The organism is Paenibacillus sp. FSL R5-0407 (assembly GCF_038009185.1).
Taxonomy (GTDB): domain Bacteria; phylum Bacillota; class Bacilli; order Paenibacillales; family Paenibacillaceae; genus Fontibacillus; species Fontibacillus vini.
The window spans coordinates 3,590,018-3,613,588 of sequence record NZ_JBBPAX010000001.1 but is presented as its reverse complement, the minus strand read 5'-3'; the positions used below and the strand labels follow the sequence as shown (position 1 = coordinate 3,613,588).

Sequence of the window (23,571 nt, the reverse complement as noted above, 5' to 3'; positions counted from 1 at the left end):
ATTCATTTTTTGAAAGTGGGATAGGATGGGGTCAGTCAGTTAAACACAACGAGCCAATAGGAGGGCGAGACATAGAGATGAACAAAATCGAGATAGCCAAGGACACATACTGGGTAGGAAAGATTGATGATCGTGAGGTGCCGTTCCACCGTTTGATTCTTGCTAAAGGGACAACGTACAATGCTTATTTGCTCAAAACAGCCAAACCAACCGTTATCGATACTGTAGATATGGAATTCGGGCGTGAGTTTGTGGAGTATTTGAGTGAATTTATTGATCCGAATGACATCCAATACATCGTTATTAATCATACGGAGCCTGATCATTCCGGCGGTTTGGCAGCACTCGCGGGCAGAGCGCCTAACGCAACGATTGTGTGTACGGAATTAGCGGTTGGCGAGTTGAAAGAAATGTATAAGCTCCATTCGAGAAACTTCCTGGTTGTAAAGGATGGCGACACGCTGGATATCGGCGGCAAAACATTGAAATTCAAGGAAACGCCTTACCTGCATACTGAAGAAACGATGATAACGTATTGTATCGAGGATAAGGTTTTGTTCCCTTGCGATATTTTTAGTACCCATGTGGCCGCGACAGAATCGCTCTTCGCAGATGAAGCCGGCTATGATATTACGGATGATTTCATCGGTTACTATAATGCCATTATTCACCCGCACCGCAGATACGTGCGCACCTTGATTCAGGCGCTGGAGGATCTGGATGTTCAAATGATCGCCCCTTCGCACGGCTATATTTTGCGCACGGATATTCAGAAATACATCGACATCTATGCCACTTTAAGCGCCAATGCCGTAGAAAACAAGCGAGTAACGATCGTCTATACAACCATTAAGAACAATACAAAGAAAATAGCCGAGCAACTCAAGCAATTCTTTGAAGAAAACCAAATTCAGGCGACGGTATTTAATTCGGATAAAGCAGATAAAGCGGAAATCATCGCCAGCATTCAAGCCGCTGATGCCGTATGGATCGGAAGCTCGACCAAATACGCGGATATCATCGGGAACCTGGAAGAGTTGTTGACGGATCTGAAGGAAATGAATTTAGAAGGCAAGATTGCCGCCGCATTTGGTTCTTACGGATGGAGCGGGGAAGCGATTGAGGTCATCCAGGACTATCTTTTACAGACGAATATGAATGTACAGACCACTTCCCAAGTCATCAAATCAACGGGAATGACGCATGTTGAGTTTCCGGTTCGGATCCGATTTTCCCCTAAAAATGAACAGTCGAAAAAAATTGAGCACGCCGCCGCTTTTGTTGCCGATTTGCTGCAAAGCGCGATCTAAGGGATGAGGTGAAATTATGACGAAGAACTATTGTATCATTGGCACGGGTGTCGCTGCGGTCAACGCGGCAAAAGCCATTCGGGATCAAGATCCGGAAGGGAATATCCGCTTGTTTGGATCTGAGGATTCGTTGCCTTATAACCGCATTAAGCTGTCAAAGGATTTGTTCGCCGATTTGCGTAGTGAGAAGGTGCTGATCAAGAAAGAGGCGTGGTATCAGAAGCAACAAATTCAGACGCTTCCAAACACGGCTATTGCTCAAATCGATGTAGAAAGCCATGTACTAATGACTTCTTCAGGTGAGCGTATTTCCTATGATAAATTGTTAATTTGTACAGGTGCGAAGAACCGAAAGCTGCCGCTTCCCGGTTTTGACAAGCGCGGGGTGTATACGATCCGCGAACTGCATGAGGCCGAGGCGTTCAAGGAATTTATTGAAGACAAATCAAGCATTGTGAATATTGGCGGAGGCATTCAAGGTTTGGAGACCGCATGGTCGATCGTGAAGGCCGGCAAAAGAGTAACTATCCTGGAAGCCGCTCCGCGCCTGATGGCCAGACAATTAGATGAAAAAGCAAGCTGCATGCTACAACAGAAGATTGAGGCAGCAGGAGTTGATGTCCGGTTGCAGGCTGCAGTTCAGCAGGTTACAGGGGAAGAAGCTGTAGCAGGGATTCAAGTCAACGATGCAACCATACCTTGTGACAGTGTGATCTACTCCATCGGCGTCATTCCGAACTTGGACCTTGTGGCGGACACGCCCGTGACTACCCGGCAGGGGATTATCGTCAATGACTATATGGAGACGAATGTTCCTGATGTATATGCGGCAGGAGATGTTGCCGAGTGGAACGGCGCGGTAGAAGGTCTATGGGACCGTGCGATGGATCAAGGGAAAGTAGCGGGCAAGAATATGGCCTCCCAAGGAACGGAAGTCTATCGGAAGACGATTCCTATGACGGTATTTAACGCCTTTGATCTTGCCTTATTCTCTATGGGGCTTGTCGATGAGTCGCAATGTGATACCACCTTGGTTGAAGAAGATGCTGCCGGAAAATATACGAGATTGTTTATTGCGAATCAAGCTATCGTGGGTGTCATCTCATTTGAAAGTGTCATTGCGGCTGCGCCGTATAAAACAGCGATTGAGAGCCGAGTATCCTTGGCTGGGCTGGACCTGGAGGCGTTGTCGATTCAAGAGGTTATGACCGCTATCAAAGAACGGCTTGCAACACCAATAACTGCGTAACGAATATAAAGGAGACGATCAACATGGAATCGATGAAAAAGTACATCTGTATCCCCTGCGGATACATCTATGATCCTGCTGTAGGAGATCCGGATGAGGATGTTGAGCCGGGCACTGCGTTTGAGGATTTGCCCGAAGATTGGGTCTGCCCTGTATGCGGGGAAGACCAAGATAAATTCGAAGAAGTTCCCGAAGAATAGGAAGGATCTATCCGGATAGGGCACATTCCCCTTAACGCAGACACCTCCCATCGAATTGTAGGACAACAATTCCGGGAGGTGCTTCTGCGTAGTTTGTGCTTGAGAGCACAAGCCTACCCCAATTCCTAGAGTATACTGTTCTCATTGATACTCATTATCATCAAATACCATGAAGATAGATATAGAACGTAAACTATTTGAATTAGGGTGGTGGATGCACTTATGAAAGAACATTCCTGTAACCATGATCCAAAAGGGCGAAAAGTGCCTTGTCCCAAGAAGGTTCCGATCTTTCAAGCTTTGTCCGATGAGGAGATCATGAAGATTGCTCAAATGACCAGACATATCCGGTATAGTAAAGGGCAGATGCTTTTAAATGAAGGTGAGAACTCGGATAAATTATTTATCGTCAACTATGGGCAAGTTAAGGTGTCGAAATTTACGCTGGATGGCAAGGAGCAAATACTATACCTGCTGACTAGCGGGGAATTTTTCGGGGAGCTGCATTTATTTAACCCGGATGAAACCCATAACTTCAGTGTCTATGCGATTGAAGATACGGAAATATGCTTGTTGACCAAAGAATCTATGGACCGGATCATGGCGGATAACCCCGAAATTTCACTTAAGCTATTAACGGCTGTGACCCAAAGACTGGCTCATACCGAGAACCTGGCGCAAAATCTCGCAACGAAAAATTCGGAAGTTCGCGTGGCTTATACGATTCTGGAGTTTTGCCGAAAGTTCGGCAGTAAGCGCAGCGAGGGAGTTCTGATTGAGTTACCGTTGTCGCGTGAGGAAGTAGCTAGTTATGTCGGGGTTACTCGGGAGACGATTAGCCGAAAGTTCAGCAAATTCGAGAAATTAGGGTTCATATCCTTGCTGGGCAATAAACAACTGCTTGTTAAGAACCAAGAAGCTTTGCTCGAATATATTCAGTAATAGATAAGATGGACAAAGGAATATGATGCAGGCAAGGGAGTAAAATGAATCCGAAGAAACTAAAAGCTTTCTGAAAGAAAGCTGCATCGAAAGCATAAGCTGTGGTCGCCTTTGTTTCCGGATTTCTACCTTATTTGATCCTACAAAATCAAGAAATCTGGAAACAACAGCGATCGCAGGATCATTTTACGTACTTGCCCTACCATCAATTTCAGTAGTTCATCTTATATATAAAAAATTACAAAAGGCAATTGACAAAGCGGCTTAGACGTTATAGCATGACAATAATATCTAATACGTTGAAAAGGAATAGTAAGCTTTTCTAAGCGATCAGAGAGCTGTTGGTTGGTGTGAAACAGCCGCGAGGAATTACTGAACTCACCTTGGAGTTGCCCGCTGAACCAGTGAAGTAGGCGGAGCCGGAGTCCTGACCGTTATCTTCAGGAGGATATGAGTTGACCGGTTCATCGGGAAACCGTATCCGTAGAGTGCATGCCGTGTATGGCGTGAATTCGGAGTGGTACCGCGTAAGATGTCACAGTCTTTCGTCTCTGTTATCTGTAATGGAGATGGAAGGCTTTTTTGTGTTAAATCAAAAAATGACGGAAGGTTGGATACCCATGAAAAACGTTGAAAAATACGCTAGAGGATACTTTGCACCGCCGGTAACGAGCTTGAAATGGACTACCAAAGAATATATTACGGAAGCCCCGATTTGGTGCAGCGTTGACCTGCGCGATGGAAATCAGGCATTGATCGTTCCGATGAATTTGGAGGAAAAGCTGGAATACTTCAAAATGCTGCTGGAGATCGGGTTCAAGGAAATCGAAGTCGGGTTCCCCGCAGCATCGGAAACGGAATTCACCTTCTTGCGTACTTTGATCGAGCAGGATCTGATCCCGGACGATGTAACGATTCAAGTGCTTACCCAATCGAGGGAGCATATTATCCGCAAAACGTTCGAGTCGCTGAAGGGCGCGAAAAAGGCCGTCGTGCATTTGTATAACTCGACTTCCTTGGCGCAGCGGGAACAAGTCTTCCGCAAATCGAAAGAGGAAATCATCGACATCGCCGTGAGCGGCGCCAAGCTGTTGAAGGAATGCGCATTGGAAACGGAGGGGAACTTCCAATTCCAGTATTCGCCGGAAAGCTTCACGGGTACGGAGATTGAGTTTGCTCTGGAGATTTGTAATCGAGTTCTCGACGAATGGCAGCCGACTGCGGAAAATCCGGTGATCATTAACCTGCCCGCAACGGTATCCATGTCGATGCCGCACGTTTACGCCAGCCAGATTGAGTATGTAGGCGAACGCTTGAATTATCGGGAACATGTCATTTTGTCGGTTCATCCGCATAATGACCGTGGAACGGGGGTAGCGGATGCCGAGTTGGCGATGCTGGCTGGAGCTCAGCGCGTGGAGGGCACTCTGTTCGGAAACGGGGAGCGTACAGGTAACGTAGACATTGTGACGCTGGCTCTGAACATGTACTCGCACGGGGTTGATCCGAAGCTGAATTTCGAGACGCTTCCTGAAATTCTTGCCGTTTATGAACGATTGACCAAGATGAGAGTGAGCGAAAGACATCCTTACGGCGGTGAGCTCGTATTTACGGCGTTCTCCGGTTCGCATCAGGATGCGATTGCCAAGGGTATGAAATGGCGCGAAGAAAAGAATCCGCAGTATTGGTCGGTTCCTTATCTGTTGATCGATCCGAAGGATATCGGCAGACAATACGAGGGAGATATTATCCGGATCAACAGCCAGTCCGGCAAAGGCGGAATCGGTTACGTGCTGCAGCAGAAGTATGGGCTGGATCTTCCTCAGAAGATGCGCGAGCACTTCGGATATTGCGTTAAGAACGTATCGGACCACCAGCAAAAAGAGCTGATGCCGGATGAAATTTACGACATTTTCTTAAAGGAATATGTAAATCTTAAAGCGCCTATCGAGTTGGTTAAATATCGTATCAACGGCGATGAAGACTTTGAGACGGTCGTTGTGGTACGGACGGGCGACGGGGATAAGGAGATTAAAGGTGCAGGGAACGGAAGACTGGATTCGGTCAGCAACGCACTGCAAACCTATCTGGGATTGGAATATAGCGACCTGGTCTATACGGAACATGCTTTGGAAATCGGTTCTAAGTCGCAAGCGGTCTCTTACATCGGCATCAAAGCTTCGAATGGCCAGGTATACTGGGGCTGCGGCATAGATGTGGATATTATGACCTCGTCGATCAAAGCTTTATTCAGTGCGGTAAATCAAATGAGCCGGAGTATTAACGGGAACCATTAATCTCTATAGAGCACGGTTGCAGGATTTCATAAAGGGTGGGGCTTTGCTTACAAAAGCAAAGGCCCCGCCTTTTTTGTTTATTATAATTTCCCCATAGTAACTAACTTAAAAAAAGAATTTTTTTTCAAAAAATTAACTCTTGAAAACGTTTCATCCTCGTTGTAATATATTTTTATCAAGATAATAAATTATTATATCGATAAAAGAGATAAATGTTATTCGGAAAGGAGAGTGTAAACATTAAATGAACAACAACCGCTATTATCTGGAGAGATTTTTTCCGGTTGCTTCTTTTATCGCCGCGATTGTCGGACCCAAATGTGAGGTAGTGGTGCATGATATCAGCGATCCGGAGAGATCGATTATTTTCATTGAGAACGGATTCATCAGCGGGCGTAAAGTAGGCGACGGATCTACCGACCTGGTATTGAAAATCCTAAAAACCGAAGCTTACCGGGAAGAACCGTTTATTGCTAACTATAAGGCTACAGGGAAATTTGGACAGAACTTCAGATCCTCTACTTATTTCATCAAAAATGACGATCAAGAGTTGGTCGGACTGATGTGTTTGAACATAGACGTTACTCACATGGAGGTAGCGGCTGAATGGGTGCAGCATATTTTACAGGGCAGCTCGCCTTCCTTCCTAGCCTCACCGGAAGCTCCCCCGCGCCAGCAAGAGAAGCCGTCAGCCGAATACCTCCAAGGTAATCCCGACGACTTGCTGCAGCATATGATCGGTTCGGTGATCGGCAAGCTGGCCATACCGCCGGATCGGCTATCGTCCCAGGAGAAGATCGACATTGTTCGTGAGCTCAATGATCTTGGCGTCTTCTTATTGAAGGGTGGCGTTTCCGAGGCTGCGGCTGCCTTATCCATTTCGGAGCCGACGGTATATCGTTACTTACAGAAGCTTAAATAACAATTACGTGGCAACATATTAAGGATGGTGACATCATGAAATACAACTTTGACGAGGTCATTTCCAGACTGGGAACGAATAGCGCAAAATGGGACGGAACCACTCAGCAGCTGGGAGACGACATGCTGGTTCTCTCCGTGGCGGATATGGATCTGCAAGCTCCGCCTGCGGTAGTTGATAGAGTGGCGGAAGCGGCCCGGCACGGGATATACGGGTATACGGATCTCTATTCGCCTTATTATGAAAGCGTTCGTCATTGGCTGGACAAGGCTTATGACTGGCAGGTCCCCGCAGAATGGATCGTGTTCAGTCCCCGGATCATTCAGGCGGTCTCTATTCTTATAGACCGGTTCACAGAGAAGGGAGAGCGGATCTTGATTCATACGCCGGCATATCAGCCGATCGCCAATGCCGTCAAGCTGAATGGAAGACAATTGGCGGAGAGCCCCCTTCGGCTCATCGACGGCCGATATGAGATCGACTTCGAAGACATGGAGCGTCAGATGAAGGAAGGCGTAAAGATGGTCCTTCTCATCTCGCCCCATAATCCGACAGGCCGGGTATGGACCAAGAATGAGCTGCAGCGCATGGCCGACTTATGTTGCCGTTATGATGCATTGATTGTCTCAGACGATATTCATGCCGATTTTATCCACGAAGGGCATGAGCATACGGTGATTGCCAAGTTGTCTGAAGAGGTGGCGAATCGCTCTATTATTTGCACCTCGCCGGGCAAAACTTTTAACCTGGCTAGCTTGGAGATCGCCAATATCGTCATACCGAATCAGCAGTTAAGAGAAAAATTTCAACTCGGGCTTAAACAGGCCGGCATTCATAATCCCACCTTTTTTGCGGTACCGGCGCTGGAAACGGCCTACACGCAATGCGACGACTGGCTAGGTGAGCTTCGCTCCTATATTGAGGACAATATTGTCTTTACCGAAACTTATTTTGCGGAGCATATGCCGGAGCTAAAGATTATTAAGCCGGAGGGGACTTACCTGCTGTGGGTAGATTGCTCGGCATGCAGCAGAAATGAAAGCGATTTAGTGGAGTGGATCCAGCAAAAAAGCCGGGTAAGCGTCAGCTTCGGCACCTCGTTCGGGGCGGTCGGAGAGGGTTATATCCGTCTCAATGCCGGAGCGCCCCGGGCTCTTCTTAAGGAAGCGTATGAACGGATGTCGAGACATTACCCGTTACGTCATAACCAATAAATTATTCTTTTACATCATAAGGGGGAACTTATCATGGCCAAGCCGATTAAAGAGAAAGTCATTAAGCAGCCTACGCTGTTCTTGGCTCTAGTACCGATCATCACCATGGTTTTATTGCTGTCATTGGGTTATGTATTATTCGAGTTGCCGCCGGAGCCGCTTATTATTGCATCCACCATCGTAGCCGGGATCATTGCCATTAAATTGGGGTACAGCTACGACGATATCATGGGCTCGATTGCTCAAAAAATCGGCAAGACAATGCCGGCCATTCTGATTTTGATCACCGTCGGTTTTATGATCGGTGCCTGGATGGTCGGAGGCACGATTCCGATGATGATATTCTATGGACTTAAAATCATTAATCCTCAGTTTTTGCTCATAACCGCATTTCTTGTAACATCGGTGGTATCCCTGTGTACCGGAACCTCTTGGGGATCGGCCGGGACCATCGGGATCGCCTTTATGGGCGTAGGTGCCGGACTGGATGCCAACCTTGCGGCTGTGGCCGGTGCGGTGGTTGCCGGAGCTTATTTCGGGGACAAGTTGTCGCCTCTGTCGGATACGACCAATTTGGCGGCGCTGGCTACCGGAGTTAATCTCTATGAGCATATCGGCCATTTGCTTTACACCACGGTTCCTTCCTTCATTGTGGCCAGTGTGGTATTTGTAGTTACCGGTTTGAACACGCACGGCGCGGGTACGGCTATTCCTGAAAAGGTTACTGAAATTATGAATACGTTAAGCACGGTATTCCATTGGAATCTGTTGTTAGTGCTTCCGATTCTGATCGTTCTCTATGGATCGGTCCGGAAGAAACCAACGGTTCCCGTCATGCTGATCTCCTCTGCGGTCGCGATGGCGAATGCCCTGATCTTCCAGGGATTTACCCTGCATGATGTCGTTACCTCTGTCGTGAACGGTTTTGACATTGCGATGGTTCATGTTCAAGGCTTTGATGCCGCAGCGGTGATCCCGGATATTCCGAGACTTCTGAACCGCGGGGGTATGAACTCCATGATGGGCACCTTGTTGATCTGTTTCAGTGCTATTACGTTCGCCGGTACGATTTCGCTTACGAAATCGCTTGAATTGATCGTAAACAAGATCCTCAAGCATGTGCGCTCCACGGGCTCCCTTATTCTTGCAACGATTGCTACCGGCCTTACGATGATCGGGGTTACCAGCAACGGTCAGGTATCGATTCTAATGCCGGGCGAAATGCTGCGGGAGGCTTATATCCGGCGGGGATTGCATCCGAAGAATCTGGGACGGACAGTCGAAGACTCGGCGACAATCATTGAACCTATTCTGCCATGGACGGCTGCGGGGGCTTATATGGCCGGCACGCTGGGTGTAGCCACGCTGTCCTACTTGCCATGGGCTGTACTATGCTGGACAGGCATCATCTTTGCAATCATTTGGGGATTTACCGGCTTTGGGATTACCAAGCTCACCCCGGACCAGCAACAGGAAATGCTGAAGGAGTACAGTGGAGAGACTGTTTTGGCGAGTGAAAAATAAATAAAATGGCGTCCCTTAATTGGCGCCTATCAAAGGAGAGAACTTTCATGACACAACCCGAAAGAAAAGCAATTGCAACCAACGAGGCTCCCGGAGCGATCGGTCCTTATTCTCAAGCCGTTCAATTTGGAAACATGATATTTACCTCAGGCCAGCTCGGCATGAACTCCGCCGGAGAATTTCCGCCGACGGTGGAGGAGCAAGCCAAGCAATCGCTAAGCAATGTGAAAGCCATTCTGGAAGCGGCGGGCTTTGGTATGGAACAGATCGTCAAAACGACCGTGTACCTGCAGGATATGACCGATTTTGCCTCAGTGAACGAGGTGTATGCTACCTTTTTCTCCGAACCTTACCCTGCACGCAGTGCCGTTGAAGTAGCCAAGCTGCCGAAGGACGGTCTTGTTGAAATCGAAGTCATCGCCGTAAAATAATCAGATGCTAAGCGCATTAATCTGAGTACCAAATAAGATAAAGTCTTTCGTCTCCTAATGGAGATGGAAGACTTTTTTTGCGACCCGTAGACGATTTCCGCAATGAACGCTAAACTAGGAAAGTCGAAAGCAAAAAAACAATTAGGAGCATGTACAACGTGACTGTAACCGATCGAATTCCATCTTGGAAAAAACTTAGTCTCTTTGCCGTGACCTGGCCTATTCTCGTTGATTCCGTACTGCGGATGATGCTGGGCACGGTTGACGTGTTTATGTTAAGCCGCATTTCCGACAAGGCCACAGGTGCGGTAGGTTTGGCCAATGAAATTATATACTTCTGCATTTTGATGTTCGGGTTTGTCGGCATCGGCACGAGCGTTGCGGTCTCCCAGTATATCGGTGCCGGGCGTGAAAAAGAAGCAAGCCGCATCTCGGCGATGGCCATTACGATGAACCTGATCTTCGGCATCCTCGTCAGTATGACCCTCTTGTTTTTCGGAGAGACCCTTCTGCACTTGTTGAAACTGGATCCCGAACAAATCGGAATCGCCAGCCATTATCTAAGGATCATCGGCGGGTTTATCTGGATTGAGGCACTCTCTTATGCGGTTTCCTCCGTCATCCGTGCCAGCGGACACACGAAGAGCGTGATGTATGTGACGCTGGGCGTCAACTTATTGCATGTGACAGGAAACTATTTACTTATTTTCGGTAACCTGGGCTTTCCGGAGATGGGCGTAACAGGAGCGGCTATTTCGACGGTCGTCAGCCGTTTTCTGGGAATCATAGTTCTCCTCGTGATTTTATACCGCCGCATTCCCGCGCCGATTCGTTTGAAGGATTATGTGACTTGGAAAAGATCCTATGCGAAGCAGGTTCTTAGCGTGGGCCTGCCTGCTGCGGGCGAGCATCTCGCTTGGCAGTCGCAGTACCTGATGATTATGAGCTTTGTTAATATGATTGGCATCACGGCGCTGAACACTCATGTATATGTAATGAACGTATCCAATTACTTCATGGCTCTGGCCTTGGCGATCGGGGCGGGTACGGAAATTATCGTCGGGCAGATGGTCGGTGCGGGAGAAATGAAAGAAGCGTACCGGAGACTGATGAAGAGCGTGAGAATCAGCTTCATATTAACCTTCGCCGTCGTAGGCGTCGCCGTAATCTTCCGGCATGGACTGATCGGCATGTTTACGGAGGACCCTGCTATTATAGCGGCAGGGGCGAGTATTTTCCTGCTCTCCCTCATCATTGAACCGGGCCGGACATTCAACATCGTCATTATCAATTCCTTGCGCGCCGCCGGGGATGCGCGTTTTCCCGTCATGATGGGCGTACTCTCGATGTGGGGAGTCTCGGTACCGCTCGCCTACTTCCTGGGCGTACATCTCGGGTTCGGGCTGATTGGCGTATGGATCGCCTTTACGGTTGACGAGTGGCTGCGCGGGCTCATCATGCTGCTTCGCTGGAGAAGCCGGGCCTGGGAGAAGAAGGCGCTCGTTAAGCCTGTTCATGTGATAGAGAACGACTTGGCTTCCTAAGGATTTGGAATCCCGCACAAACAACCGCCTGATAGCCGGGTTAGGATAATAGTTCAAAAAAAGGACCAGCCTGGAGGCTGGTCCTTTTATATTTCCGCTTTCCTAACCTTTTTTCTAAACTTCCTGATTCACATGATACCTTCCTCTAGGCACCACCAATGGAGATCCCGAAATCGGATCTTCGATCACGGTGCAATCCAGTCCGAAAATGTCCTTAACCAAGGTGCTTGTAATGACCTCTGACGGCTCGCCCTCAGCGACAAGCTTTCCCTGATGAAGCGCAAAAATATGGTCGGCATAACGCGCGGACAAGTTGATGTCATGGAGAACCATGACAATCGTGGTTCCGTGTTTCCGGTTCAGATCGGTGAGCAGGTCCAAAATCTCGACTTGATAGGTGATATCCAAAAAGGTCGTCGGTTCATCGAGAAATAAAATGTCGGTGTCCTGTGCGAGAGCCATGGCAATCCAGACGCGTTGGCGCTGCCCGCCGGACAGCTCGTCGATCGGATGGTTGGCAAACTCCATGATATCCATAATTCTCATGGCTTCGGCCACGGCCTCGTTATCCTTTTTAGTCCATCCGCCGAACAAGGACTGATGCGGAAACCTTCCCCGACCAACCAGATCCGCTACAGAGATTCCTTCCGGCACGATAGGGGATTGAGGCAGCATGCCTATTACCCGGGCCAATGGCTTGGAAGGGAGCTTGCCCAGCGGCTTTCCGTCGAGCGTAATGGTCCCGGAAGTGGGCTTTATCAGCCTTGCCAGTGTTTTGAGAAGCGTTGATTTACCGCAACCGTTGGCCCCGATAATAACGCTTATTTTATGGCTGGGTATGACCAGGCTTACGTCTTGGATCACCGTTTTATTCTCATAGCCCGCTACGAGCTGTTCGGCTTGAAAAAGATGTGTCGGCTTCATTATAACTCTCCCTTTCGATTCATTTGGATCAGCAAGAAAATCAGATACGGTGCTCCGAGTAATCCGGTTATGATGCCCACAGGGAATCTGTACTCAAAAGCAAATTGTCCGATTAGATCTGCCGCCAAAACCAAATTAACGCCTACAAGACCCGCCGGAATGACGTTGGAGAAGCCGACTCCCGCCAGTCTTTTCGCGATCGGTCCCGAAAGGAAGGAGACGAAGGCTATGGGACCCGTGGTGGCGGTAGCCATAGCAATCATGAAGACGGAACCCAGAATGAGTACAATTCTAGTCTTGTCTGTAGCAACCCCGAGAGAAGACGCCGATTGTTCTCCAAGCTCCAAAATATCGAGATGTCTTCCCAGCAGGATCACGACAAGGGCCAAAACAAGCACCGTTATGACAAGGGGAGGCAACTGATGCATTTGAGAGCCATTGAGGCTGCCCGAAAGCCATCTGATCGCTGCGGGAACATCCTGTTCTGCGCTGACTAGCAGCAGATAGGAGATTAAGGCGTCAAGCATGGCCTGCATACCGATCCCGACAAGGATTAATCGCCCGATGGAGAAAGACGTTCCTCTGGACAATAGATATATGACGATCACCGTAGCCAGACCGGCAATCACCGAAGCAACAGAAACTACCGCTCCGCTCGTATGCAGGATGATGATGCAAAAAACAGCCGCCGCACTCGAACCGGAGGTAATCCCGAGGACATTCGGGTTGGCAAGCGGATTACGCAGCATGGTCTGGAAGGTGTACCCGGCAACGCCAAAGGCAAATCCGGCAAACAGACCTGCCAGCATTCTCGGCAGACGAATCGTATTCACCGCAAAAGACACGCCTTTAAGCTGCTCTCCCGTAAGGGCTCGGAGTACGTCTTTAACCGGATAGATCGTGTTCCCCAATAAAAGCATGGCGCAGCATAGACCAACTGCAAGAATAGCAAGGATGCCGGTAACAAGGATCCATCTGCGGCGTCTTTGCCGCCGTCCCGTAACAATAAATGGAATGGATTGATTATTCATAATGAACGCACTTTCGATTTTATGGCTAATAGGATTAGGATGGGAGCACCGATAAACGCCGTAACAACGCCGACTTCCAGTTCTCCGGGGCTGCCGATGAGCCGGCCGCATACATCGGATATCGTCAAAATGATCGCTCCCGAAATAGCTGACATGGGTATAACGAAACGCAGGTCGGGGCCAAGAATCAGCCGTATGACATGGGTGGATAAAAGTCCGATAAAACCAATTGGCCCTGCAAGCGCAGTGGTAGCACCGCATAAGAGAACACCGGCCAGAGCCGCAACCAGTCTCAGCGTTCCGGTTCGAACGCCTTGTCCGGCAGCCACTTCATCCCCCAGTGCCAGTGCATTCAGAGCAGGAGCGGTAAGGATCGCGGTTAATACCCCAATGACCAAAAACGGAATAAACGTAGCAATCCCGCTCCAGGTTGCCGAACCGACGCTTCCCACTTGCCAAAACCGGAATTGATCCATGACATAAGAACGCGGAATCATGATGGCCGTAACCAAGGAAGAAAGGGCAGCGCTTGTAGCGGCGCCCGCCAGAATAAGCTTAATGGGCGTGGCACCTCCACGCCCCATTGAGCCAATTCCGAATACGAACACTGCAGTAATCGCAGCCCCGGCTAAAGCCAGCCATATATATTGATTAGCGGTACTTATGTTCAAGAATGCAATTCCGCAAACTACAAATAATGACGCGCCTGTGTTGACCCCCAGGATACTCGGGTCCGCGAGCGGGTTACGGGTCACCGCCTGCATAAGCGCTCCGGAAACGCCGAGTGCCGCACCGCAGAACAAACTGAATACCGTTCGGTAAATCCTCTTGCGGACCACGCTCGCCCCGTAGGAGTCGACATCAGGGTGAAATAGACCGTCGATCAGTTCGGGAATTCTCACCAGCCGGGAGCCCAGCACCAGAGAGGCGAGCACGCATATGCCCAGCAAGACTAAACAAATGATAAGCACCTTCGTAAAATTCCGCGGAATAAGAGAGTTAGAACTATTCATGGATCTTGCTAATAGCTCCGTCAATTAAACCTAAATACTCATCGATAGTATAAGAAATCGAAAGCGGGTTCGGATTCCCGGAAGCCGCCAGAGGGGTACCGTCACCAATGAACACTACGGAACCGCGTTGAATCGCCGGGATTTTGCCAAGCAGAGGATCCGCTTTAACCGCTTGATACAAGTCCTCGCCGCCATATCCGATCAAGATATCGGCATCGTTCAAAACGTCGGCATTTTCAGCGCTTAAATTCATGGAATAGCTGGTAGGGTCCGTAATCTGTTTCGTAACACTTTCAGGGTAAACCATGCCTAACTCAAGCAGGAATGAGCCGCGTGGATCCGCAGGGGTATAAATATGTAACTTGGACATATCCTTAGCCGAGAAGTTCACCCAAACCACCTTTTTGCCTTGCATATCAGGATGAGCGGTTGATTTTTCCTTAATTAAGTTCTCGGTGTCTTTAATGAGCTGTTCGCCTTCCGCTTTCATACCCATACCGGTTGCATTCAACAGGACCTGCTCACGCCATGTAGTCAGCCAAGGCGTAGTCGGATAGGCCACCACCGGGGCGATTTGAGTAAGAATATCGTAGTCTTCCTGCGTAATGCCGGAGTAAGCTGCAAGAATTACATCCGGATTTGAGTCCGAGATCGCTTCGAAATCAAGGCCGTCCGTATCTTGAAATACATTAGGGTCCTTTACGCCAAGTTCCTCCAGCTTTTTGGCTGTCCATGGCAAAAGTCCGCTGTCATCCTGGACGCCGTAATTCGCCGCCGAGAAACCTACGGGTACAACTCCAAGGGCAAGGGCGACATCATGGTTCGCCCATTGAATGGTGGCGATGCGCTCAGGCTTTTTCTCAATAACAGTTTCGCCAAAAGCGTGCTTGATCACGATCGGATATCCGGAAGCTTCATCTTGAGAGGCCGGCGGTTCGGTGTTTGTTGAACTATTCGCCGAATTGTTCGCAGCTGCGGATGGTGTAGAATTAGTGCTTGTTTTCTCTCCGGAACAACCGGCAAGGACGAGTATAAACGCAAACGAAAATAATAATGTTTTTAAGGGGAACCCTTGTTTCTGCTTCATGAATTGTACCCTTCCTTATATAAGATTTAGTTTCTATTGTCCATTTGATAATGATTATCAATGTCAATAAATATATAATCGCTTGAGTTAATTGTCAATGGAAAATTTGGAAGCGTCCTTAACTCTTGGTTTTGTGCATTGATATCGTTGATTACTCATATAGAAAGGGATTTTATCGTTTACTATAATTGGAATGACGGCGCAAATCGCACCGCTTCGGATACGACAATGCCCCCTGGAGGAATGTCTTCTGTTATGGAAATGGCCAAAGGATTATATTACGATTAGGGAGGAACCATGCTGCAATCAATCATTTTCGATATGGATGGCACGTTATTTCAAACCGATAAAATCCTGGAATGGTCCCTGGAGGATACGTTTAACCATTTGCGTGCGCTAAATAAATGGGATCGGGCAACCCCGCTCGATCAATACCGTCAAATTATGGGCGTACCCCTTCCGAAGGTATGGGAAACTTTGTTACCTCATCATTCCAATGAAGTGCGGAAGAAGACCGATGCTTATTTTCTGGAGAGGTTAATTGAGAATATCAAAAGGGGAAAGGGTGCTCTTTATCCTAACGTGAAGGAAGTTTTCACTTTTGCAAAAGAGAATAATTGCTCGATCTACATAGCCAGTAATGGGTTAGCGGACTATTTAAATGCCATTGTGAATTATTACGATTTGGACCACTGGGTGACCGAAACATTCAGTATCCAGCATATCGAATCCTTGAATAAGTCAGACTTAGTCCGGTATATTATAAAAAAATATGGTATAACGAATGCAGCGGTAGTGGGAGATCGGCTTTCGGATATAAAGGCAGCCAAGGACAATGGGTTAGTAGCCATAGGTTGTAATTTTGACTTTGCGCAAGCCAGCGAGCTTTCCCGGGCTGACATCGTCATTGATGATTTGCTAGAATTAAGAACGATTTTACCCCGATTGCAGGATTCGCTTTCCAGAGAGTAGAACTGAAATAAATGTAAGATGACCAGGTGCATTCCGGGTACGCCCTAGTTGCAGGAGGAGAACAATATGAAGTCGATCACCGTTCAAAGTCTTACGGAAACGTTCCAATTGGAAGTGCTTGCGGGAGCCAGCCGAATGGACCGGACGATTACCCGTCCGCGGACGCATAGGCCTGGACTGGAGTTTGTCGGGTATTTCGATTTCTTTCCTATGGAGCGGGTGCAGGTGCTCGGCCGCAAGGAAATTACTTATTTACTTACGCTGAGTATAGAGGAACGCAAGCTGCATATCGGGAATATCGTCAAATACCATCCGCCGTGCTTTATTGTGACGTCAGGACAGCAGGAGATTCCCTATCTGAAGCTGTTCTGCGATCAGGAGGGCATTCCGCTGCTGCGGACGCCGGAGACGACCACCGAATTTATCGCCAAGCTGGACAGGTATCTGGTGAAGGCGATGGCTCCCGAAATATCCATTCACGGGGTATGCGTGAACGTATCGGGCATAGGCATTCTGCTCAGAGGCAAATCGGGAATCGGAAAAAGCGAGACAGCGCATACGCTCATCCGCAGAGGCCACCGGTTCGTGGCCGACGATATTGTGGTGCTCAAAAAGCTTGGCCCGGCCACACTTCTGGGTACGCATAACGAGACAACACGCGAATTCCTTGCGCTTCGAAGCATTGGGCTGATCAACGTCGTACGCCAATACGGGCGCAGGGCGTTTCAGGACGAAACGCGAATCGTGCTCGATATTGAGCTTGCCCCGTGGCAGGAGAACTCCCTGAATAACGAGCTGGAGGTAGTGCCTCAGTTCACCGAATACCTCGGAGTTCAAATTCCGCATATCGAAGTCCAGCTTCAGCCTGGGCGCGATGTAGCCGGTTTGATCGAGGCAGCGGCTAACAATTGGTATCTCAAGCAACTGGGTTACAGCGCGGCCGAAGAGTTCATGCAGCGGATCGAGAACGAGATGCAATAGGAAATAAAGAAGGAGCCGGCGGGTAAACTGGTACCCATAGTTTGGACACTTTGAAAAAAGGTGTTCAGGCTGTGGGTACCTTTTTGTATACTGGAATAAGCATCGGGGGGGGATTGCATGAGCAAGAAGAGATTTACCGAAGAGGACCGTGAGGTCCTATCACAAAACAAGTACGTGGTGAATGTAAGTGCGAAGGCCATAACTTATTCAGATGAATTTAAGCAGCTTTTCATCGATCAAAATATGTTACAAAAAACGCCTAGGGAGATTTTTGAGGCCAATGGATTTGATGTAAATGTCATAGGGATGAGTCGTATAAAACAGTGTGCTGATCGTTGGCGGAGAGCGTATAAACGCGATGGAATCGTTGGCTTAACGGATTCTCGTAAAGGCAGCTCGGGGCGTCCCTTGCAGCGAGAACTGACGCAAGAGGAGGTCATTGCCAAGCAAGATGCTCGGATCAAACTCCTGGAGTCCCAACTTGAACTACTAAAAAAGCTAGACTCGAACGAAAGGTTGTTGGTAGCAAAAGGAATGAATCTGAGCAAAACTAAATTATTTGAGTTAATTGCAGAGGCCGTAGACCAAGGCCTTGGGCGTATGACTCGCTATCTTTGTAAACTCCTTAACGTATCTCGTTCGGGGTATTACAGCTATGTAAAGGCTGCAGACGCCCGCTTAGAACGTGCAAGACTCGACGTCGTGGCAGGTGGCTGGATTAAGAAAGCATTCTATTGGAGAGGGTTCAAAAAGGGGTCTCGCTCCATAAAGATGGTTCTTCAGAATGAATTTGGTATCACCTACAACCTAAAGAGAATCCGCCGGTTAATGAAAAAACTAAACCTGGTGTGTCCGCATAGAAAGCCGAACCCCTACAAACGTATGGCCAAAGCTACCCTGGAGCATCGAACTCTTCCTAACCAGTTACAGAGGAATTTCAAGAAGGGTATTCCGGGGTTCGTCTTGCTTACCGACATTACGTATCTTCCCTACAACCGTACGGAGGTAGGCTATTTGTCGACTATATTGGATGCTTCTACGGGGGAACTACTGGCACATCATCTTTCAAAGCGAATTGATTTATCCATTGCCACTCAAACTATAGATAAACTCATGAAACAAAGACGTGTTAAATTACATAAAGAGGCTTTCATCCACTCAGATCAGGGAAGCCATTATACAAGCCCCACGTACCAAAAGCTATTGAAGCAGAAAGGTTTAGGTCAGTCCATGTCCAGACGAGGAAACTGTTGGGACAACGCCCCGCAGGAGTCATTTTTTGGCCACATGAAAGACCATGTAGATAGTCGAGGTTGCATCACTTTTGAAGAGTTGCAAGACGAAATTGACCGCTATATTCAATATTACAACCATCACAGGTATCAATGGGGATTAAAAAAGATGACCCCTGTTCAGTACAGGAATCATCTATTGTCTGTTGCCTAAGCCTTCTCTTTTTTAAGTGTCCTTGACAAGGGTACCAGTTTAGGGAAACGCCGGCTCCTTTTTTTTATTTGTACGGACTAATTTAGTCAGATCGCATCTAAAGCGACTTTGACTTTGGATTCAACGGATGCATTCACGTACTTCATGCTCAGGGCGTATCCGCTGTCAGTGGGTTTTAATAAGATGATGATCTTAGTGTCTCCCATTTTCCAAGTACTTGATAAGGAACCCTCGTTGGCAAGAAGCGTAAGGTATTGATCAAGTTTTACCGCATCGATATCCTTGTCGATAACAAAGGAGCCTGCGACCGGCTTGCCGTAATCCCGAAGCGTACTATGGAACATGCCGGAATAAACGCCCAATATATAGGCTTCGTTTTGGCCGGAAATGTCCGGGAAGTAGGCCGATGCGGCCAGTTGGTCTTTGTAAAAGATATATAATTCTTCAAAGTCTTCCGGCGATTCTTGGTACAAAAGGAGGTAAATATCGCCCGTTCCGCCTTCATCGAGAAGCGACTTTTCTCCGGAAACCGACTTCATTTGGTCCGTGGTAATTCCCCATGGCGGAATAAAGGCGGTTGACGCCGGCTTTTCCCCGATCCAGGCGATTCCCATAGAAGCATCCGCCCCGATGGCTTTGCCGGTCAATTGCTTGACGGCCGATAAAGGAATGTAGGTAGTTCCGTTCAACGCCTTGGCGGGTACGGAGAGAAGAACTGCAGATCCGTTGATTTTTGCTTTTTTGCTTCCTGTGGTTACGATGATGTAAGAGCCTGCTGAATTTTTTGCCGTAATCGCCTTACTCTTGCTATCTACGGTCGTGGTATACTTTAGATCGGTTAGAACCGCCTTCATCGGAATTAACGTGGTACCTTTTTCTACGATAGTTGGCAATTTTGATGATGAAATGTTGCCGTCGACATAAAGAGTGTAAGATGCGGAAGCTGCAGCGGAAGCCGAGGGAGCGTAAGAGAATAGACCTGCGAAGATAGTCAGGCACCCTACGAGCGTCAAGTAAACTATTTTTTTCATAATGTCTCCTTTGCCATGTTTATGGCTTCGAAATAATAGGACTAATTTCTTAAATATAACATAGCCGGCGTTAAATACTATCCAATATTTCCCTGATAAACAACATTATTTTGATATAAAACACGGAGAGGAAGTAGGGCGGATGCAGGTGCTGTACGAGGAGGAAGATGAGGATTGGGGCAAGCTGATGGTTTATGAAACAGCCCAGTTGGATGGGGAGCCCGGAAGATACCGCGTTCTGGCATTTTCGGACGGTGCAGCTCAGGGGGTATTGGACTTAGACGATCCGGAAAGCATCGTATTCGAATATCCCCGGGCCATTCTTCATCTTATGGATACCTATCTCCCGGACTACAGTGAAGCGTACGTCATCGGTCTTGGCATCGGAACCATACCTGCGAGACTTCAGGATAAACGGGTGAAGGTGGCGGAGATCGATCCCCGGGTTCAGGAGGTCAGCCGTCGTTACTTCGGGTATTCCGCGACTAATGTAGAGGTTGGCGACGGACGAAACATGCTGGAAAAAGAACCGAATCTCGCCTATGATTATGTAGTTCTTGATGCTTTTACGGAGAAGGATACGCCGCTTCATTTGCTGTCGGAGCCCTTCTTCATGCTGTGCAGGGACAAGCTGAACGAGCGGGGCGCGCTCATCATGAATCTGTTTGGACGCGGGTCATCCGATAACCTGATCCGTGCCGTGCACACCACGTTAGAGTCTGTATTTTCTTATACCTGTTGCTTTGAACTGCCGCAGACGGGCGCGGCCGATAAAAGAAATATACTTCTTATGGGAGCGCAGCAGCCGATACGTTTTCGCGAAAAGGAGATGGCCGGCTTTGTAGCCTTCAAACCGGAGGAAGGGTATATCATCCAGGATCGGATGGATGAATACTGATTGTGAACGATATAATTCAACACTTATGAGAGATACAAGGTAAGGGTAAAGGAGCCTAAAATAATGAACTACGGAATACCGGATAATGCAATGATAACCGTGGCGGGCACGGTCGGGGTGGGCAAATCGACATTGACCACTGCGCTGGCGAATCGGCTGGGGTTCAAGACCTCGCTGGAAAAGGTGGATCATAACCCTTATTTGGAGAAGTTTTATGCCGACTTCGAGCGTTGGAGCTTTCATTTGCAGATCTATTTTTTGGCTGAACGATTTAAGGAACAGAAAGTTATTTTTGCCGCGGGCGGAGGGGTTGTCCAGGACCGTTCCATTTACGAAGACACCGGAATCTTCGCAAAAATGCATGCCGATCAAGGCACGATGTCAGCGACGGACTACCAGACGTATACCAGTCTCTTCGAGGCCATGGTGATGACACCTTATTTTCCGCACCCGGATGTGCTGATTTACTTGGAGGGCAGTCTGCCGGCCATCTTGTCCCGCATTCAGGATCGCGGCCGCGAAATGGAGATTCGGACGGAAGTATCGTATTGGGAGCATATGCATACCCGGTATGCCGAATGGATTGAAGGGTTTACCGCATGCCCAGTGCTGCGGCTGAATATCGAGGAATACGACGTGAACGACCCGGCATCGCTGGATGATATAGTTCACCGGATTAGCGATACGATTCAGATGAAACAGATGGCCCAGTTGGGATAGTAAATTTGAGCCTGCGACGGAGAGGAAAAATATTCTTGCCATTCGCAGGCTATTCTGTTATTTTTGATAGTAACAAATTGTTATTATCATAAAGTTACGAAGTGAGGGATGCATGATGAAGAAGATGGCGGGTAGTTGGAACCTGTTCGAAATAACCTGGTTGGTGTTGTTTACCTCAATCGCTGTCGGGTTTACCTTCATTTCCAAGGATTCGTTATTCGGGTTTACGGTGTTTATCACCGGGGTGCTGTGCGTAGTGCTTGCGGCGAAGGGCAATCTGATGAGTTATGTGTTCGGCATGTACAATACCTTCGGTTATGCCTACTTGGCTTATATTAACGGTCTGTTTGGAGAGGTCATGTTGAACCTGCTATTCTTTGTTCCCATGAACGTTATTGGCTTCTATATGTGGAAAAATAACCGCCAAGACGGCAAGCTCGCCATGCGCCAGATGGAGCTTAAAGGTCTGCTGCTCGTTGGGGTGGTATGCGTATCGGGCTGTCTGCTGCTGGGATTCGGGCTTTCGTTCATCCCCGGGCAGAACTCGCCTTACATCGATGCCATTACGACGGTGCTGTCGGTGGTGGCTACCTTTTTAATGGTGCGAAGATTTAAGGAACAATGGTTGGTCTATATCGTGCTGAATTTGTTCACGGTGCTGCTGTGGGTGATTCGGATGGTGGAGGGCAGCGGTGGAGGCTTGTTGATGATCGTCATGTGGAGTGCCTATCTGGTGAACGCGGGATACGGCTACTACAATTGGAACAAAGGGGCCAAGGAGGCGACAGTATGAAGACGCTGGGATTAACGCTGGGAAAGTTCGCCCCGCTGCATAAAGGGCATCAGTTCATGATCGAAACGGCGCTGCAAGAGGTCGACGAATTGATCGTGGTGATTTACGAGACGACGGTCACCCCGATCCCGCTTCAAATCCGGGCGAACTGGATTCGGGAGCTCTATCCGGCGGTTCGCGTGATTGAAGCTTGGGACGGACCGGACGGGTATTCGAACGACCGGGAGCATGAGATCCGGGAAGAACAGTATATTTTGGGCTTGCTGAATGGTGAACAAGTAACACACTTCTACTCCAGTGAGTTTTACGGCGAGCATATGAGCCTAGCGCTGGGTGCGGTGGACCGGCGGGTGGATGAGGCCCGCGAAGTGGTTCCGGTTTCGGCGACGATGGTCCGTTCCGATCCATATAAGTACAGAGAGTTCGTAAGCGATATCGTATACCGGGATTTAATTACGAAGGTAGTATTTGTGGGAGCGATGTCGACGGGCAAGTCGACCCTTACCGAAGCGCTGGCGCAGCGGTATCACACGACCTTTGCGAGCGAATACGGACGCGATTATTGGACCGAGCATCAGGTGGACCGCAGAATCGGCCTGGAGGCATTCGATGAAATCGCGGTGGGACATATCGAACGCGAGGAGCAGGCATTGCTTGCGGCAAACCGGGTTCTATTCGTCGATACGAATGCGATTACGACGTACATGTTCGCCCTGGATTACCACGGCCGGGCGCCGGAGCTCTTGACCCGAATCGCTCTGGAGAACGCACAGCGGTACGATCTGTTCTTTTTATGCGATGACGACATTCCTTACGACGATACGTGGGACCGCAGCGGGGATCAGAAGCGGCATGTTTTTCATAAGCAGATTATCGCAGACTTGAAGGCGAGGCGGATTCCCTACATTACGCTGCGGGGAAGCCTGGAGGAACGCATGCGCAAGGTAGACGAGGTGCTGGCCAATTTCGAGCCCTACCGGAACTATTTCGGGGAGCTGCACGGTTAGAATAAGGTGGACTAAAGAATAAGATGCAGGCAAGG

At 48.6% G+C, this 23,571-nt stretch carries 22 protein-coding genes and 1 other annotated feature; of the genes, 17 read left to right on the top strand and 5 right to left on the bottom strand.

The window, feature by feature from the left end:
- Positions 1-77: 77 nt before the first annotated feature.
- From NYE70_RS17140 to NYE70_RS17095, 10 genes are all read left to right on the top strand, one after another.
- Entirely contained in the window at positions 78-1,310 is a 1,233-nt protein-coding gene (locus tag NYE70_RS17140; RefSeq protein WP_211024962.1) for an FprA family A-type flavoprotein, read from the top strand.
- Between the two features lie 16 nt (positions 1,311-1,326).
- A complete protein-coding gene (locus NYE70_RS17135) occupies positions 1,327-2,559 on the top strand; it encodes an NAD(P)/FAD-dependent oxidoreductase (RefSeq protein ID WP_211024960.1) in 1,233 nt (410 codons plus the stop codon).
- Positions 2,560-2,591: 32 nt separating this feature from the next.
- Complete coding sequence (gene rd / locus NYE70_RS17130; RefSeq protein WP_211025080.1) at positions 2,592-2,759, top strand: rubredoxin; 168 nt, start codon at positions 2,592-2,594, stop codon at positions 2,757-2,759.
- Between the two features lie 222 nt (positions 2,760-2,981).
- Positions 2,982-3,701 carry a Crp/Fnr family transcriptional regulator gene (locus NYE70_RS17125; RefSeq protein ID WP_211024957.1) on the top strand — a complete coding sequence of 240 codons (720 nt, stop codon included), beginning with the start codon at positions 2,982-2,984 and terminating at the stop codon, positions 3,699-3,701.
- 290 nt (positions 3,702-3,991) lie between these two features.
- Positions 3,992-4,257, top strand: a binding site (T-box leader).
- 64 nt (positions 4,258-4,321) lie between these two features.
- A complete protein-coding gene (locus NYE70_RS17120; RefSeq protein ID WP_341047071.1) occupies positions 4,322-5,998 on the top strand; it encodes a 2-isopropylmalate synthase in 1,677 nt (558 codons plus the stop codon).
- A 244-nt stretch (positions 5,999-6,242) separates the two neighbouring features.
- A complete protein-coding gene (locus tag NYE70_RS17115; RefSeq protein WP_341047070.1) occupies positions 6,243-6,920 on the top strand; it encodes a helix-turn-helix transcriptional regulator in 678 nt (225 codons plus the stop codon).
- Between the two features lie 35 nt (positions 6,921-6,955).
- On the top strand, positions 6,956-8,134 hold the full coding sequence (locus NYE70_RS17110) for a MalY/PatB family protein (RefSeq protein WP_341047069.1): 1,179 nt from the start codon (positions 6,956-6,958) through the stop codon (positions 8,132-8,134).
- A gap of 33 nt (positions 8,135-8,167) precedes the next feature.
- The gene (gene nhaC, locus NYE70_RS17105) at positions 8,168-9,658 is read left to right on the top strand and encodes a Na+/H+ antiporter NhaC (RefSeq protein WP_213653442.1); all 1,491 of its coding nucleotides are present in this window, start codon (positions 8,168-8,170) and stop codon (positions 9,656-9,658) included.
- A gap of 47 nt (positions 9,659-9,705) precedes the next feature.
- Positions 9,706-10,089 (top strand): RidA family protein, encoded by a 384-nt coding sequence (locus tag NYE70_RS17100; RefSeq protein ID WP_211024947.1) that lies wholly within the window; start codon positions 9,706-9,708, stop codon positions 10,087-10,089.
- A 149-nt stretch (positions 10,090-10,238) separates the two neighbouring features.
- Positions 10,239-11,633 carry an MATE family efflux transporter gene (locus NYE70_RS17095; protein ID WP_445323803.1) on the top strand — a complete coding sequence of 465 codons (1,395 nt, stop codon included), beginning with the start codon at positions 10,239-10,241 and terminating at the stop codon, positions 11,631-11,633.
- A 114-nt stretch (positions 11,634-11,747) separates the two neighbouring features.
- On the opposite strand, the gene NYE70_RS17090 is transcribed toward NYE70_RS17095, so the two are convergent.
- Genes NYE70_RS17090 through NYE70_RS17075 form a run of 4 tightly spaced genes read right to left on the bottom strand, consistent with a single transcriptional unit; the run spans position 11,748 to position 15,688 of the window.
- Positions 11,748-12,557, bottom strand: a complete 810-nt coding sequence (locus NYE70_RS17090; protein ID WP_341047066.1) for an ABC transporter ATP-binding protein — start codon at positions 12,555-12,557, stop codon at positions 11,748-11,750.
- Positions 12,557-13,588: a FecCD family ABC transporter permease gene (locus NYE70_RS17085; RefSeq protein WP_290408704.1), complete on the bottom strand. Its 1,032-nt coding sequence runs from the start codon at positions 13,586-13,588 to the stop codon at positions 12,557-12,559. Before NYE70_RS17085 ends, NYE70_RS17090 begins: the two co-directional genes overlap by 1 nt.
- Positions 13,585-14,601, bottom strand: a complete 1,017-nt coding sequence (locus NYE70_RS17080) for a FecCD family ABC transporter permease (protein WP_341047063.1) — start codon at positions 14,599-14,601, stop codon at positions 13,585-13,587. Before NYE70_RS17080 ends, NYE70_RS17085 begins: the two co-directional genes overlap by 4 nt.
- The gene (locus NYE70_RS17075) at positions 14,594-15,688 is read right to left on the bottom strand and encodes an iron-siderophore ABC transporter substrate-binding protein (protein WP_341047061.1); all 1,095 of its coding nucleotides are present in this window, start codon (positions 15,686-15,688) and stop codon (positions 14,594-14,596) included. Before NYE70_RS17075 ends, NYE70_RS17080 begins: the two co-directional genes overlap by 8 nt.
- Positions 15,689-15,985: 297 nt before the next feature.
- Between NYE70_RS17075 and NYE70_RS17070 the strand changes: the two genes are divergently transcribed.
- From NYE70_RS17070 to NYE70_RS17060, 3 genes are all read left to right on the top strand, one after another.
- The gene (locus NYE70_RS17070) at positions 15,986-16,660 is read left to right on the top strand and encodes an HAD family hydrolase (protein ID WP_341047059.1); all 675 of its coding nucleotides are present in this window, start codon (positions 15,986-15,988) and stop codon (positions 16,658-16,660) included.
- A 66-nt stretch (positions 16,661-16,726) separates the two neighbouring features.
- Positions 16,727-17,641 carry an HPr(Ser) kinase/phosphatase gene (gene hprK, locus NYE70_RS17065; RefSeq protein ID WP_211024925.1) on the top strand — a complete coding sequence of 305 codons (915 nt, stop codon included), beginning with the start codon at positions 16,727-16,729 and terminating at the stop codon, positions 17,639-17,641.
- Between the two features lie 117 nt (positions 17,642-17,758).
- The gene (locus tag NYE70_RS17060) at positions 17,759-19,087 is read left to right on the top strand and encodes an IS3 family transposase (RefSeq protein WP_211026252.1); all 1,329 of its coding nucleotides are present in this window, start codon (positions 17,759-17,761) and stop codon (positions 19,085-19,087) included.
- Between the two features lie 86 nt (positions 19,088-19,173).
- On the opposite strand, the gene NYE70_RS17055 is transcribed toward NYE70_RS17060, so the two are convergent.
- Positions 19,174-20,118: a copper amine oxidase N-terminal domain-containing protein gene (locus tag NYE70_RS17055; RefSeq protein WP_290406743.1), complete on the bottom strand. Its 945-nt coding sequence runs from the start codon at positions 20,116-20,118 to the stop codon at positions 19,174-19,176.
- Positions 20,119-20,260: 142 nt separating this feature from the next.
- Between NYE70_RS17055 and NYE70_RS17050 the strand changes: the two genes are divergently transcribed.
- The 4 genes from NYE70_RS17050 to NYE70_RS17035 all read left to right on the top strand — a co-directional run bounded on the left by NYE70_RS17050 (position 20,261) and on the right by NYE70_RS17035 (position 23,536).
- Complete coding sequence (locus NYE70_RS17050; protein WP_290406744.1) at positions 20,261-21,016, top strand: spermidine synthase; 756 nt, start codon at positions 20,261-20,263, stop codon at positions 21,014-21,016.
- 63 nt (positions 21,017-21,079) lie between these two features.
- The gene (locus NYE70_RS17045) at positions 21,080-21,736 is read left to right on the top strand and encodes a deoxynucleoside kinase (RefSeq protein WP_247682009.1); all 657 of its coding nucleotides are present in this window, start codon (positions 21,080-21,082) and stop codon (positions 21,734-21,736) included.
- Between the two features lie 112 nt (positions 21,737-21,848).
- Positions 21,849-22,529 (top strand): nicotinamide riboside transporter PnuC, encoded by a 681-nt coding sequence (gene pnuC, locus NYE70_RS17040; RefSeq protein ID WP_341047056.1) that lies wholly within the window; start codon positions 21,849-21,851, stop codon positions 22,527-22,529.
- Positions 22,526-23,536, top strand: a complete 1,011-nt coding sequence (locus tag NYE70_RS17035) for an AAA family ATPase (RefSeq protein ID WP_341047054.1) — start codon at positions 22,526-22,528, stop codon at positions 23,534-23,536. Before pnuC ends, NYE70_RS17035 begins: the two co-directional genes overlap by 4 nt.
- Positions 23,537-23,571 lie beyond the last annotated feature (35 nt).